This window comes from Pseudomonas sp. B16120 (genome assembly GCF_044218845.1).
In the GTDB taxonomy this organism is placed as follows: Bacteria; Pseudomonadota; Gammaproteobacteria; order Pseudomonadales; family Pseudomonadaceae; genus Aquipseudomonas; species Aquipseudomonas paracarnis.
This window is the reverse complement of sequence record NZ_CP162588.1, coordinates 4,660,256-4,673,178: the sequence shown is the minus strand read 5'-3', so window position 1 is coordinate 4,673,178 and position 12,923 is coordinate 4,660,256. Positions and strand designations below refer to the sequence as shown.

Here is a 12,923-nt window from a genome sequence, read left to right as displayed (position 1 = left end):
GACTGCCTGTGACTGGCTTGTTTATTACCCTGGAAGGCCCGGAAGGTGCCGGCAAAAGCACTAACCGTGACTACTTGGCCGAGCGCCTGCGTGCGCAGGGCATCGAGGTGGTGCTGACCCGTGAGCCGGGCGGTACGCCTTTGGCTGAGCGCATCCGTGAAGTCCTGCTGGCCCCGGGTGACGAGCCGATGAACCCGGACACCGAGTTGCTCCTGGTGTTTGCTGCCCGTGCCCAGCACCTGGCCGAAGTGATTCGCCCGGCCCTGGCGCGGGGTGCGGTGGTGATCTGCGACCGGTTTACCGATTCCACCTACGCCTACCAGGGTGGGGGGCGGGGTTTGTCCCTGGAGCGCATCGCCACCCTGGAAACCTTCGTGCAAGGCGATCTGCGCCCCGACCTGACCCTGTTGTTCGACCTGCCGGTGGAAGTGGGCATGGCCCGCGCCAGTGCGCGAGGTCGCCTGGATCGCTTCGAGTTGGAAGGCCAAGCCTTCTTTGATGCGGTGCGCAGTGCTTTCCTGCAGCGCGCCAAGGCTGAGCCCACACGTTATTACCTATTGGACGCCGCCCAGCCGCTGAGTCAGGTGCAACAGGCTATCGACGCGCTGCTGCCCACTCTGTTGGAGCGTAGCCGTGGCTGAGTCCTACCCGTGGCAGGACGGCCTCTGGCAGCAACTGGCAGGGCGCGCCCAGCACGCCCACGCCTATCTGCTGCATGGGCCGGTGGGCATCGGTAAACGCCACCTCGCCGAACGCCTGATGGGCAGCCTGTTGTGCCAACGCCCAGTCAACTTGGAGGCGTGTGGCGAGTGCAAGTCCTGCCTGTTGCTCAAGGCTGGCAGTCACCCGGACAATTATGTGCTGGAACCCGAGGAAGCGGACAAGGCCATCAAGGTCGACCAGGTGCGCGACCTGGTGAGTTTCGTGGTGCAGACTGCGCAAATGGGCGGGCGCAAAGTGGTGCTGATCGAGCCGGTCGAGGCGATGAACATCAACGCGGCCAACGCCTTGCTCAAAAGCCTTGAAGAGCCGTCCGGCGATACCGTGCTGTTGCTGGTGAGCCACCAGTCCAGCCGCTTGTTGCCGACCATTCGCAGCCGTTGCGTGCAGCAGGCTTGCCCGTTGCCCAGCGAGGACATGAGCCTGCAATGGCTGGCGCAGGCGTTGCCGGAATGCAGCGCAGAAGAACGAGGCGAGTTGCTGACCTTGGCGGCCGGTTCGCCTTTGGCGGCAGTGAAGCTGCAGGCCCAGGGCGTGCGCGAACAGCGTGCACTGGTCGTGGATGGTGTGAAGAAGCTGCTCAAGCAGGAACTGTCGGCCACGCAACTGGCCGAAAGCGCCTGGAAGGACATTCCGCTATTGCTGCTGTTCGACTGGTTTTGCGACTGGTCCAGCCTGATCCTGCGCTACCAGCTTACCCAGGATGAGCAAGGCCTGGGCCTGGCGGATATGCGCAAGGTCGTGCAATACCTGGCGCAAAAAAGTGCCCAGGACAAAGTGCTGAACATCCAGGACTGGATCCTCGCCCAGCGCCAGAAAGTCCTCGGCAAGGCCAACCTCAACCGCGTGCTGTTGCTCGAGGCATTGTTGGTGCAGTGGGTCGGCCTGCTCGGGCGCCGTTAAATTCCGTGGCTGACGGGTGTATCGTTGGCTCTACCTCTTTTGTGACTTAAGCCCTGATTCCTATGCTCGTAGATTCTCATTGCCACCTTGATCGCCTCGACCTTGCCCAGCACGGTGGCTCCCTCGACGCCGCCCTTGAAGCTGCCCGCCATCGTGGGGTAGGGCACTTCCTGTGCATTGGCGTCAGCGCCGACAACGCCGCCGACGTCAAAGCCCTGGCTGATCGCTATGCCGACGTAGACTGCTCGGTGGGTATTCACCCGTTGGACCTCAAGCCTGGCGAAGCGCCGGCTCTGGACTGGCTACTGGGCGAACTCAACCACCCGCGGGTGGTGGCCATTGGCGAAACCGGCCTGGACTATCACTACGAGCCTGAAGCTGCCGAGTTGCAGCAGGCCTCGTTCCGCTTGCACCTGCAAGCCGCCCAGCAGACGGGCAAGCCGGTGATCGTCCACACCCGAGGTGCCCGTGCCGATACCCTGGCCTTGCTACGTGAAGCCGCGTTGCCGCAGGCTGGCGTGTTGCATTGCTTTACCGAAGACTGGGACATGGCAAAGGCGGCCCTGGACCTGGGGTTCTATATTTCCCTGTCGGGTATCGTCACCTTCCGCAATGCCGACGCGCTGCGCGATGTGGCCCGCCAGGTGCCTGCCGACCGCCTGCTGGTGGAAACCGACTCGCCGTACCTGGCGCCCATCCCCCATCGCGGCAAACCGAACTTGCCCGAATATGTACGTGATGTGGCTGATTACCTGGCGATGCTGCGCGGCGAGTCGTACGAACGCTTTGCCGAGCAGACTACCGAGAACTTCAAGCGCCTGTTCCCGCTGGCCCACCTAGCCGGTTAGAGCGGCCGAATTCCAGGCAAAAAAAACCCGGGTTCTGGGGGGTGAATCCGGGCTAAGACCATTAGGAGTAAAACAAGGGCACGCAGTCCGTCGGTACCCAGGTCGACGCGTCACTTGGGGGAGATGTCGCGCCGACAGTTGAAGTATTGACCACTATCCTATTCAGTCCAGTCGTGACTGATCGTTTTTTAAACAGATTTGGAATACGCGGCCTTCGCTTGAGTTCTCATTGCGCTGATGGGCAGGTTCAGGTGTTGCGTATTATTTCTGACTGATAACGGCGAAATCGTTGGCGCATTGAAAGTTATGTGCCTGACGGGTTCACATAGACATTGCCCAACGACCGTTCAGTCGGGATAATCCCTCGCACCGGGTAAATCGTATCGCCACGTATCCATGGCCCTGCGCAACCCTCCCTATTTCCGACCTTTGCAGACTCTTCCTCATGCACAAAGAACCCCGTAAGGTCCGTGAATTTCGCCGCCGTGAGCAGGAAATTCTCGACACCGCGCTCAAGCTGTTCCTCGAACAAGGTGAAGACAGCGTCACCGTCGAGATGATTGCGGATGCCGTGGGTATCGGCAAAGGCACGATCTACAAACACTTCAAATCCAAGGCCGAAATCTACCTGCGCCTGATGCTCGACTACGAGCGTGATTTGAACGAGTTGCTGCACTCGGCGGATGTCGACAAAGACAAGGAAGCCCTGTCCCGCGCTTACTTCGAGTTCCGCATGCGTGACCCGCAGCGTTACCGCCTGTTCGATCGCCTGGAAGAGAAGGTGGTCAAAGGTCACCAGGTGCCGGAGATGGTCGAGGAGCTGCACAAGATCCGCGCCTCGAACTTCGAACGCCTGACCCTGCTGATCAAGGGGCGTATCAGCGAAGGCAAGCTTGAAGACGTGCCACCGTATTTCCACTACTGCGCCGCCTGGGCCTTGGTGCATGGCGCTGTGGCGCTGTACCACTCGCCGTTCTGGAGCAATGTGCTGGAAGACCAGGAAGGTTTCTTCCAGTTCCTGATGGACATCGGCGTGCGCATGGGCAACAAGCGCAAGCACAGCCCTGAACTGCCGGGCGCCGAAAAGAGCGGCGAAACCCCTGCCACCTAAGTCATTCGCCACAGTGATGGCGCAATGATTTACTGCCAGGCGCAGTAACCCAGGAATATACTCAGGCAAGGACCTTGCTAAAAGCTGATTTATGAGTCAGCTTTTAGCGCGCCCGAATTATCCTCTGCCGGAGTGATCCATGATCGTTGATCGTCAAGGCAGGCGTTTTCGCAATTTGCGGATCAGCCTGACTTCAGCCTGCAATTATGCGTGTACCTATTGCGTGCCTGACGGCAAGCGGCTGGTGGCTGCCCAGGATGAACTGTCGGCCGAGGCCATGGCCCGAGGCGTGGCTTACCTGATAGAAGCGGCGGGTATCGAGCGCTTGCGCATTACCGGCGGTGAGCCGTTGGTCAGCCCCAAGTTGGAAGCCTTCATGGGGGCGGTAGGGCAGATGGGCCTGAGCGACATCAGTCTGACCACCAATGGCCAACTGCTGGCGCGTAAACTGCCGTTGCTGGTGGCCGCTGGTATCCGACGCATCAATGTCTCCCTCGACACGCTGGATGCCGACGCTTTCCGCAGCATCGCCCGTGGCGGCGACCTGGCCACCGTGCTCGATGGCATGGACCAGGCCAGTGCTGCCGGGATCAAGATCAAGGTCAATATGGTGCCGTTGCGCGGCCAGAACCTTGACCAGGTGATGCCGCTGCTCGATTACTGCCTGGCGCGAGGCTACGAGCTGCGCTTTATCGAACTGATGCGCATGGGGCACCTGGCCAAAGACTCCAACGCGTTCCTGCAACAGTTTGTCAGCTTGCAACAGCTGCTCAGCTTGATCGGCGAGCAACACGAATACCTGCAAGCCAACGCACCCGTCGATGCGACGGCGGTACGCTACGAAGTGCCGGGCAAGGGCTTCTTCGGTGTGATCGCCAACGAGAGCGTACCGTTCTGCCGCACCTGTTCGCGATTGCGGTTGTCCTCTACTGGTTGGCTGCATGGCTGCCTGTCGTCCAGCAATCGCCATTATGTCGGTGACTTGCTCGATCAGCCGCGCCATCAAGCGTTGCCAGCGTTGCAGGGCTTGTTGATGAAAGCCTTGGCCGACAAGCAGGAAGTGGCGTTCTCCGGCGGTGCCACGATCATGAAGATCATTGGTGGCTAAGGTAGATATTGCGGGTTCACACATTTGATTTGTAGCGCAGCTGACTGGCGCGGATTCTGCATCCCACGCCCCATTCGCCGGTTTCCTGTCACCGGCCTCTGGAGGATTAGGATGCGTAGTCTGGTTTTGCTGCTGGCGTCATTGGCCCTGGGTGGTTGCATGACCGTCAGTGATATGGCCGAAGGCACCCGCTATCAGATGAGCGATGCCGGACTGCTCGATCACAGCGATACGCGCCGTACTGCCTCGGTGCGCATACAGCCGGACTCCTTTGTGTTTATCGCCCAAGGCGCCTTCGTGCCGCCGGGCAGCGCCTACCCGCGGCCCAATGTGGTGGCCGAGGAAGCCTTCAATGGCTTCGTCGAATATTTCCCCATGGTGCGTCGCGCCCGCCAGCCGGAAGGTCTTGAACAGGCCATGACCGAAGCCCGTGCCGCCGGTGCTCATTACCTGCTGTATTGCCGCTTTGCGGCAGCCGATGACCGTATCGGCAACGCCGACGAGTGGACCGACCAACAAGCCCTGGACCGTCTTGGCTTGGACACCGGGGTGATCCAAGCCATGTTGATCGAGACCAGCACCCAGTATTTGATTGATACTGCACGTATTCGCAGTCGTGGCGGTTTACTGACGTTCCACGACACATCGCCACAAGATTTGATCGCCCGCCCCCTCGCGCAATACGCCCGCGGTTTGCTGGGTATGAGTGATCAGTAAGACAGAGGAGCCCGCCATGACCGATTCCGCCAAGGCCAATGATTTATTGGCCCAACTGCCCAAGGGCAAGGGGCCGGCACCGGTGCATCTGTGGAACCCGGATTTCTGCGGCAACATCGACATGCGCATCGCCCGCGATGGCACCTGGTTCTACCAGGGCACACCCATCGGGCGAAAGCCGATGGTCAAGCTGTTCTCCAACATCATCCGCCGCGATGGCGATGATTATTTCCTGGTGACGCCCGTGGAGAAGGTCGGCATCCGTGTGGATGATGCGCCGTTTGTCGCAGTGACCCTGGATGTGCAAGGGCAGGGCGAAAGCCAGGTATTGCGCTTTACCACCAACGTCGACGAACAGCTCGAGGCAGGCCTCGAACACCCGCTGCGGGTGGTGACCGACCCCATCACCCAGGAACCCGCCCCCTATGTGCGCGTTCGCACCAACCTCGAAGCCCTCGTGCATCGCAACGTTTTTTACCAGTTGGTGGAGCTGGCGGTGAGCCGTCCGATCAACGGTCAGAACTGGCTTGGTGTCTGGAGCGGCGGGGAGTTTTTCCCCATCGGCCTGGAGCCCTGAGGCGGTTTTTGTCTTCAGCCTGAAATAATCCTCTTGCGGTAAACGCGCGCTTTCGGTTATCAATTTGTACATGATTAGACATGTTCGATTTGATAAGAAAAAACGCGTCGTCGATGAGCTCATCCGCCGTATCGAAGGTGGCGTCATGGCCGACGGTTTCCTATTGCCGGGCGAGCACCAACTGGCCGAGGAGTTTGCGGTCAGCCGGGGCACGCTGCGCGAGGCGCTGGCCGAGCTCAAACGTCGCAACTACATCGCCACCCAAAGCGGCGTCGGTTCGATTGTCACCTTTGACGGCATGGTGTTGGACCAACGCAGCGGTTGGGCCCAGGCCCTGGCCGATACGGGGGCCCAAGTAAGCACCGATACCCTGCGTTTCGAGACCGTGACGCGCCCAGATTTGTTCAGCCGTTTCGGCACCGACCAGTTCATTACCCTCGACCGCCTCCGGCGCACGGCTGACGGTATAGCGGTGTCGCTGGAACGCTCGTTGATGCCGGCCGTTGGCGACCTGGAAAACCTGCCCCACATTGGGCTGATCGATAATTCCCTGACCATCACCCTGGCCGCCTACGGCTACGTCGGGGCCGACGGCGACCAGTGGATCGGTGCCGAACCCCTGAGTGATGAAGACGCCGAATTACTCGGGCGCCCCAGCGGTACGGTATTTCTCAAGGCGTCGCGCACCACCTATGATCGTCGCGAGCGTTTCATGGAGCATGTCGAAAGCCTGCTTGACCCGTTGCACTTTCGCCTGCATCTGCAGTTTGGAGCGTCGAAATGAGCCGAGAAAATCGCGCACTTGGCGCCTTTTATGGCCTGGCCCTGGGCGATGCCTTGGGCATGCCCACCCAATCCTTGAGCCGCGAACAGGTTCAACAGCGCTTCGGTGCTATCACCGCCTTGGAAGACGCCGACGCGGACCAGCCCATTGCGCCCAACATGCCTGCCGGTTCCATCACCGATGACACCGAACAAGCCATCCTGGTTGCCGAGTTACTGGTGCAAGGCCAGGGCCAGATCGAGCCCGCCGTGCTTGCCCAGCGCCTGATCGACTGGGAAGCGGGGATGCGCGCCAAGGGTTCCCAGGACTTGCTCGGGCCGTCCACCAAGCGCGCGATCGACATGATCCTCGCCGGCCATACCCCGGAAGAATCCGGGCGCTACGGCACTACCAATGGCGCGGCCATGCGCATCACCCCGGTGGGCATCGCCGCCGATGTTGGCGACCCGGGGCGGTTTGTCCAGGCGGTGATCCAGGCGTGCCAGGTCACGCATAACACCAGCCTGGGTATTTCCAGCGCTGCGGCCGTGGCGGCGGTGGTCTCGGCAGGCATCAATGGCGTGGACCTGGGGGAAGCCCTGAATATCGGCACCCAGATTGCCCGACAGGCTGAAAGCCATGGTCACTGGATCGCGGGCGGACGCATTTCTACCCGCATCAGTTGGGCTCGCACCTTGAGCGTCGGCAGCGGCGACAAAGCGTTGTTTGCCGACCTGCTTTACGAGTTGATCGGTACTTCGGTGGCTTCCCAGGAATCGGTGGTGGTCTCGTTTGCCTTGGCCCAGCAAGTGGCGTCAGGTGATATGAATGCCTTCGAAGCCCTGTGCCTGGCGGCCAGCCTGGGCGGCGACACCGACACCATTGCCGCGATCCTCGGCGCCATGCTGGGGGCGTGCCTGGGCATGCAGTGCTGGCCTGAGGCGTTGGTTGAACAGGTCAAGCGGGTCAATGGATTGGATGTGCAACCCTTGGTCCAAGGGTTGTTGGCCTTGCGATAAACACAAATCTGATGTGGGAGCTGGCTTGCCTGCGATAGCGGTTTTCCAGTGGCCGCTGGGCGGGTTGCCCCCACCGCAATCGCAGGCAAGCCAGCTCCCACATTCAAAAGCGTTGAGTCAGGAAGACTGGATAAAGATTCGACTCGCTGCCACAACCACAACAATACAGGCACCAGGAGCACCCTTTCATGAGCAGTCCCTCTTCCGGCCAAAGCGCCGGGCAACTGGAAACACGCGGCATCGAGCCGGTCCCGGAAGGTGAGTGCAACGGCCATCCGCTGCAACTGTTCTGGGTGTGGTTCGCGGCCAATATCAGCATCCTCGGTTTGCCCCTTGGTGCAACGCTGGTGGCGTTTCGTGGCTTGGCCATCTGGCAGGCGATCATCGTCGCGATTCTTGGCGCCGCTGGTTCCTTTGCCGTGGTTGGCATTATCTCCATTGCCGGTCGCCGTGGTCGCGCGCCCAGCCTGACCTTGTCCCGCGCCATCTTCGGCGTGCACGGCAATATCGGCCCGACCTTGGTGTCGCTGATGTCGCGCCTGGGTTGGGAAACCGTCAACACCACCACCGCAGCCTTCGTGTTGTTGTCGTTGAGCTCTATCCTGTTCGGCTCGGCAGTGGAGGCCAAGAGCGCGCCGCTGCTCACCCTGATCTTCATTGCCATCTTCGTGCTGCTGACCCTGGCCGTATCGGGCCTCGGCCACGCCACGTTGTTGGTGATCCAGAAGTGGGCGACCTACGTATTCGGCGGCCTGAACATTCTGGTGGGCGGCTTTCTGTGCGCCACCATCGACTGGAGTGCGGTGTTCAACGCCACCCCGGCGCCGTTGAGCGCGATGATCATTGGCGTAGGCACCATGGCCGCCGGCACCGGCATTGGTTGGGCCAACGCCGGTGCCGATATGTCGCGCTACCAGCACCGCAGCGTCAAGGCTGTACGCCTGGTGGCCAGCGCCGCTTTTGGCGCGGGTATTCCGCTGGTGTTGCTGATTACCCTGGGCGGCCTGCTGTCGGTGGGTAACAACGACCTGGCGTCGGCCACCGATCCGATCATCGCAATCCGCGACATGCTGCCGACCTGGATGGCGGTGCCTTACCTGATCACCGCGTTCGGCGGGCTGTTGCTGTCAAACAACCTGTCGGTGTATTCGGCCGGTCTGACGACGTTGACCTTGGGTTTGAAGGTCAAGCGCGTGCACGCGGTGATTGTCGATATCGTCGCGATCTTTGCTGGCTCCATCTATTTCATGCTGATCGCCGACAGCTTCTATGGCCCGTTCATCACCTTCATTTCGCTGCTGGCGGTGCCGATTACGGCGTGGGTCGGGATCTTCGTGGTCGACTTGATTCACCGTCATTACTACAGCCCCACCGACCTGCTGGACGTCAGCCCCAGCAGTGCCTACTGGTATCGCGGCGGTGTGGAGTGGCGTGCATTTGGCGCCTGGGCCGTGGCCATTGTGCTGGGGTTCAGCTTCACCACCATCGGCACCACCGCCGAAAACATCTGGTTTGCCGGGCCGTTGTCCGACTCCTGGCTGGGCCATAACGGCCTGGGCTGGATCGTGACCTTCCTGGTAGCCGGCGGACTATATGCAGTACTGGGCGGCGCGGCTGACCGTCGTCCTGCTTTAGCAGAGAGCGCCAATGTCTAGATTGCTGCATACCGGCCAGGTCATTGTCGACCTGGTCATGGGCCTCGACACCCTGCCGGCAAGCGGCGGTGACGTGCTGGCCAACTCCGCCAGTTTCCAGGTCGGTGGCGGTTTCAACGTAATGGCTGCGGCGCGGCGCAATGGGTTGCCGGTGGTTTACCTGGGTCGCCATGGCGATGGGCGCTTTGGCGAGCTGGCGCGCGCCGCGATGCAGGCCGAAGGTATTGAAATGACCTTGGCGGCCAGCGCTGGCAAAGATACCGGGTTGTGCGTGTCGCTGACTGAAGCGAGCACCGAACGCACCTTCATTTCCCATCTCGGCGCCGAGGGTGAGCTGAGCGCCGACGACTTGGCTCAGATCGTCCCGCGTGTTGATGATTACGTGTACGTCAGTGGCTACAGCTTGCTGCTTGAAGGTAAGGCACAGCCGTTGCTTGACTGGCTGCTGGCGCTGCCGCGAGAGATCGTGGTGGTGTTCGACCCAGGCCCGCTGGTCAAGGCGCCGGACTCGGCGTTGATGCGCGCGTTGTTGCCGCGTATCGACATCTGGACCAGCAATGGCCCTGAAGCCCTCGCGTTTACCGGGGCGGCGGATATGAGTCAGGCGCTGCCCATGCTGAGTCAGCACGTGCAGGCACTGCTGGTTGTGCGTGATGGGCCAAATGGTTGCTGGGTAGGGCGTGGGGCACAGACTGAGCATGTACCTGGCTTCAAGGTTAAGGCGGTGGACAGCAATGGTGCGGGGGATGCGCATGCAGGGGTATTTATTGCCGGGTTGGCGAAGGGCTTGAAACCGGTTGAGGCGGCGCGTCGAGCGAACGCAGCGGCGGCATTGGCGGTAACCCGCTGGGGGCCGGCCACTTCACCTGGCACTGCTGAGGTCGATGCATTAGTGACTGAATAAACGAGGCCCAAAAATGTGGGAGCGGGCTTGCTCGCGAATGCGGTGTGTCAGTTAAAGCATGTGCTGACTGATACACCGCATTCGCGAGCAAGCCCGCTCCCACAATGGGTCCTGCGTTCAACCGGCTTTTTTCAGGGCCTGGATCAACTCATCTTTACGCATGGTCGAGCGTCCTGAAATATTCTTTTCCCGCGCCTCTTTCATCAAGCTTTCCTTGGTTTGCGTACTCAGCGAAGCACGGCTGCTGCGTGGGTGGCCTTCACGGCTGGCAGCGGCACGCTTGGCCGATTCCTGCCGGTCCTGGGCCTTCTTGGCCGGCGCCTTGCCTCGACCTGATCCGCCGGCTCTTTCACCACCGCCAGACTGTTTGTTCACGGTGGCCCAGGCGCGGGCTTCGGCCTCGTCCTTGGGCAGTCCCTTGTGCTCATAACTGTCTTCGATATGAGCGGCCTTGCGTTTCTGTTCGTCGGTGTATTTGGCTTTGCTTCCACGAGGCATCGCTAAAACTCCTTCTGGCCCCGGTCGCGGGGCCAGGCCAGAAATGGATTACTCAGTGCTTTGAGCGTCGAGCTTGCGCGCCTCATCCACACCCGAAGCGGTGAGCTTGATCGGCAGGTTCAACGCGTATTCGCCGGCGTCGTCGGTGGTCACATGCCCATCCTGGATCAGCCCGCGGTCCTGCAGGAACGCCAAGACACTGGCGACCTCTTTTTCACCGCGGTAATTGTCCAGCACCTCCTTGCCCAAGCCTTGCGGGTGGGCGTGCAGCAGGCGGGTGAGGACTTCTTTTTCAAGGTTTCTATCGACGTTCATGCGTACCTCTTCACGGGGAAATGGTCGGGCGTTGGTCGTACCAAGGGGGCATCAAGGCGCTGGTTGTTTCTGCGCGCCGGGGATGTTCGAGTCGTCGCCCTTGTTGATCTTCGGCTCATTGTTGCTCGTGCCAGGGCCCATCTTGCCGTTGCCCACGGCCGCCGGTGCCTGGCGCTGGGTGTCGTTGCCTTTGGTGCGCGGGTCAGCGCTGTTGTCGATGATCGCGCCGCCGTTGGTGTCCATGCCGGTGCCCATGGATTTTTGCGATTCGGTAGTGGCGTCCGGCGTTGGATCGGTGGGGCCAGTGGTCGAGCTAGCCGCGAAGGCGCTCAAGGACGCGGCAGACAACAGGCCGGTGAGGGCGAGGGCAGCAAATTTGGAATGTTTCATCAGGGTGTCTCCATATAATTAATGTCCTTACCCTGTATTGGTCTGCCCGCGATTGCTGATCGTGCCGGGATGGCGACGAACGGTATCAGCTCACCTGTATCACTTTGTGTGCCGATACCCGACGCGCTATCAAGCGCGCCACCGTGATCGCCCAATTGAGTGCGGCGATCACCAGTACGCTCAGCATCATTGTCGCAAGGCCGAAGTCGACGATGATCTTGCCTGCGAGCCAGGGAAACCCGAAGACGCCGATAAAGTACGCCAGGCTGAACAGCAACAACGCCTGAGAAGTGGTGCCGCTGGGCGCTTCGTTGGCCACCAGGCCGTTGATCACCGAATACGTCAGGCCATACCCGATCCCTAGCGTGGCGGCGGCGAGCACATAACTGAGGTTGCCGCTGACACCAAACGCGAACAGCGCGATCGCGCCGAACATTACCCCGGATAACACGCAGGCAGCCTGGTACGCATCGCGCTTGACCACGAAACCGGCGATCAGCAGGCGGCTGGTAATAGCCGCTGTCAGGAAACCCGCGAAGAACAGTGAATAGTCCAGCTTATGGGCCACGGCATAGCTGGTCTGGAACGAAGACAGCCCCCCGAATACGCAGCCGCCCAGTCCGACCATCAGGATGGCGAACGCCGCCTTGGAAGACAGGACGCGGCGGCTTGCGCGCCAGGAAATCCTGGCGGTTGGCACATTCGCGTGCTGTCGCAACCGAGAGCCCATGCGCCAGAACATCACCACCCCGGCGAGGCTGGCGAGCCCGGCGATATAGAACGCGGTTGTCAGGGGCAGGTCCAGCGCAGTGGCGGCGCGTCCCAGCAAAGGGCCGGAACCTATGCCGCTCAACATACTGCCCGAGAGCAAGGCGAAATATTTGGCCCGCTGGCGCGGTTCCACCAGCAGCGTCACGATGATCGGGCCCAGGGTATAAAACACGCCCCAGCCCAAACCAAGAGACAATCCAAACAGCATCAAGCCTTGGCCAAACCCTGGCGTCAGGGCAAACCCCAGGCAGGCCACCACCAACAATACGCCGGTGCTTGCAATGGCCCGCGCCGCGCCCAGCGCGTCAGCCAGATGCCCGGAAAGCACGACCGCTACAAAGGTGCTGAGCATCGCCGTGGCAATGACACTGCCCGCGTCGTGTTCATTACCGCCACGGGCATGGATCAGCAGTGACAACAAAAAGGTCGAGCCGTAAGACAGCGACAACAGAAAACTGGCGAGGCAGAACAGCGCGAATGTCTTCGTGCCCACGGGTGGCGTAACGTGCATGAGCAGGTCTCTGATCGTTGGATTTATGCTCATTGTTTACCATGGGCGTGCGCAGGCTTTGTTCTGTGGTTGCTGATGCTTGCATCACCCCGCGCCGGAGTGAAACGCGCTCG

At 60.9% G+C, this 12,923-nt stretch carries 15 protein-coding genes; 11 read left to right on the top strand and 4 right to left on the bottom strand.

Annotated features, from left to right (window positions below):
• The first annotated feature begins 8 nt into the window (after positions 1-8).
• From tmk to AB4P90_RS21745, 11 genes are all read left to right on the top strand, one after another.
• Positions 9-641, top strand: coding sequence for a dTMP kinase (gene tmk / locus AB4P90_RS21795; RefSeq protein WP_014719559.1), 633 nt, complete (start codon positions 9-11; stop codon positions 639-641).
• Positions 634-1,623 (top strand): DNA polymerase III subunit delta', encoded by a 990-nt coding sequence (locus AB4P90_RS21790; RefSeq protein ID WP_014719558.1) that lies wholly within the window; start codon positions 634-636, stop codon positions 1,621-1,623. Before tmk ends, AB4P90_RS21790 begins: the two co-directional genes overlap by 8 nt.
• 62 nt (positions 1,624-1,685) lie before the next feature.
• A complete protein-coding gene (locus AB4P90_RS21785) occupies positions 1,686-2,471 on the top strand; it encodes a TatD family hydrolase (protein WP_168224579.1) in 786 nt (261 codons plus the stop codon).
• 445 nt (positions 2,472-2,916) lie between these two features.
• Complete coding sequence (locus tag AB4P90_RS21780; protein WP_003189287.1) at positions 2,917-3,582, top strand: TetR/AcrR family transcriptional regulator; 666 nt, start codon at positions 2,917-2,919, stop codon at positions 3,580-3,582.
• A gap of 139 nt (positions 3,583-3,721) precedes the next feature.
• Positions 3,722-4,690, top strand: coding sequence for a GTP 3',8-cyclase MoaA (locus AB4P90_RS21775; protein WP_019817203.1), 969 nt, complete (start codon positions 3,722-3,724; stop codon positions 4,688-4,690).
• Positions 4,691-4,801: 111 nt separating this feature from the next.
• Positions 4,802-5,407 (top strand): DUF4823 domain-containing protein, encoded by a 606-nt coding sequence (locus AB4P90_RS21770; RefSeq protein ID WP_395605371.1) that lies wholly within the window; start codon positions 4,802-4,804, stop codon positions 5,405-5,407.
• Between the two features lie 16 nt (positions 5,408-5,423).
• Positions 5,424-5,984, top strand: coding sequence for a DUF1285 domain-containing protein (locus AB4P90_RS21765; protein ID WP_014719554.1), 561 nt, complete (start codon positions 5,424-5,426; stop codon positions 5,982-5,984).
• A gap of 70 nt (positions 5,985-6,054) precedes the next feature.
• Positions 6,055-6,768, top strand: a complete 714-nt coding sequence (locus AB4P90_RS21760; RefSeq protein ID WP_014719553.1) for a GntR family transcriptional regulator — start codon at positions 6,055-6,057, stop codon at positions 6,766-6,768.
• Positions 6,765-7,766 (top strand): ADP-ribosylglycohydrolase family protein, encoded by a 1,002-nt coding sequence (locus tag AB4P90_RS21755; protein WP_032901586.1) that lies wholly within the window; start codon positions 6,765-6,767, stop codon positions 7,764-7,766. The genes AB4P90_RS21760 and AB4P90_RS21755 overlap by 4 nt, the downstream gene beginning before the upstream one ends.
• 188 nt (positions 7,767-7,954) lie before the next feature.
• Positions 7,955-9,421: a purine-cytosine permease family protein gene (locus AB4P90_RS21750; protein WP_395605370.1), complete on the top strand. Its 1,467-nt coding sequence runs from the start codon at positions 7,955-7,957 to the stop codon at positions 9,419-9,421.
• Positions 9,414-10,325, top strand: a complete 912-nt coding sequence (locus tag AB4P90_RS21745) for a PfkB family carbohydrate kinase (protein WP_014719550.1) — start codon at positions 9,414-9,416, stop codon at positions 10,323-10,325. Before AB4P90_RS21750 ends, AB4P90_RS21745 begins: the two co-directional genes overlap by 8 nt.
• A gap of 117 nt (positions 10,326-10,442) precedes the next feature.
• Here AB4P90_RS21745 and AB4P90_RS21740 read toward each other — a convergent pair whose 3' ends face one another.
• From AB4P90_RS21740 to AB4P90_RS21725, 4 genes are all read right to left on the bottom strand, one after another.
• On the bottom strand, positions 10,443-10,823 hold the full coding sequence (locus AB4P90_RS21740; protein WP_014719549.1) for a Rho termination factor N-terminal domain-containing protein: 381 nt from the start codon (positions 10,821-10,823) through the stop codon (positions 10,443-10,445).
• Positions 10,824-10,871: 48 nt separating this feature from the next.
• The gene (locus AB4P90_RS21735) at positions 10,872-11,138 is read right to left on the bottom strand and encodes a hypothetical protein (protein WP_395605369.1); all 267 of its coding nucleotides are present in this window, start codon (positions 11,136-11,138) and stop codon (positions 10,872-10,874) included.
• A 51-nt stretch (positions 11,139-11,189) separates the two neighbouring features.
• Positions 11,190-11,528, bottom strand: coding sequence for a hypothetical protein (locus AB4P90_RS21730; RefSeq protein ID WP_020301899.1), 339 nt, complete (start codon positions 11,526-11,528; stop codon positions 11,190-11,192).
• Between the two features lie 85 nt (positions 11,529-11,613).
• A complete protein-coding gene (locus AB4P90_RS21725) occupies positions 11,614-12,810 on the bottom strand; it encodes an MFS transporter (RefSeq protein ID WP_323559178.1) in 1,197 nt (398 codons plus the stop codon).
• Positions 12,811-12,923 lie beyond the last annotated feature (113 nt).

Coding starts and splice junctions, on each gene's coding strand:
- AB4P90_RS21785 (WP_168224579.1), top strand. CDS start 1,686: ATGCTCGTAGATTCTCATTGCCACCTTGATCGCCTCGACCTTGCCCAG.
- AB4P90_RS21780 (WP_003189287.1), top strand. CDS start 2,917: ATGCACAAAGAACCCCGTAAGGTCCGTGAATTTCGCCGCCGTGAGCAG.
- AB4P90_RS21775 (WP_019817203.1), top strand. CDS start 3,722: ATGATCGTTGATCGTCAAGGCAGGCGTTTTCGCAATTTGCGGATCAGC.
- AB4P90_RS21770 (WP_395605371.1), top strand. CDS start 4,802: ATGCGTAGTCTGGTTTTGCTGCTGGCGTCATTGGCCCTGGGTGGTTGC.
- AB4P90_RS21765 (WP_014719554.1), top strand. CDS start 5,424: ATGACCGATTCCGCCAAGGCCAATGATTTATTGGCCCAACTGCCCAAG.
- AB4P90_RS21760 (WP_014719553.1), top strand. CDS start 6,055: ATGATTAGACATGTTCGATTTGATAAGAAAAAACGCGTCGTCGATGAG.
- AB4P90_RS21755 (WP_032901586.1), top strand. CDS start 6,765: ATGAGCCGAGAAAATCGCGCACTTGGCGCCTTTTATGGCCTGGCCCTG.
- AB4P90_RS21750 (WP_395605370.1), top strand. CDS start 7,955: ATGAGCAGTCCCTCTTCCGGCCAAAGCGCCGGGCAACTGGAAACACGC.
- AB4P90_RS21745 (WP_014719550.1), top strand. CDS start 9,414: ATGTCTAGATTGCTGCATACCGGCCAGGTCATTGTCGACCTGGTCATG.
- AB4P90_RS21740 (WP_014719549.1), bottom strand. CDS start 10,823: ATGCCTCGTGGAAGCAAAGCCAAATACACCGACGAACAGAAACGCAAG.
- AB4P90_RS21735 (WP_395605369.1), bottom strand. CDS start 11,138: ATGAACGTCGATAGAAACCTTGAAAAAGAAGTCCTCACCCGCCTGCTG.
- AB4P90_RS21730 (WP_020301899.1), bottom strand. CDS start 11,528: ATGAAACATTCCAAATTTGCTGCCCTCGCCCTCACCGGCCTGTTGTCT.
- AB4P90_RS21725 (WP_323559178.1), bottom strand. CDS start 12,810: ATGCACGTTACGCCACCCGTGGGCACGAAGACATTCGCGCTGTTCTGC.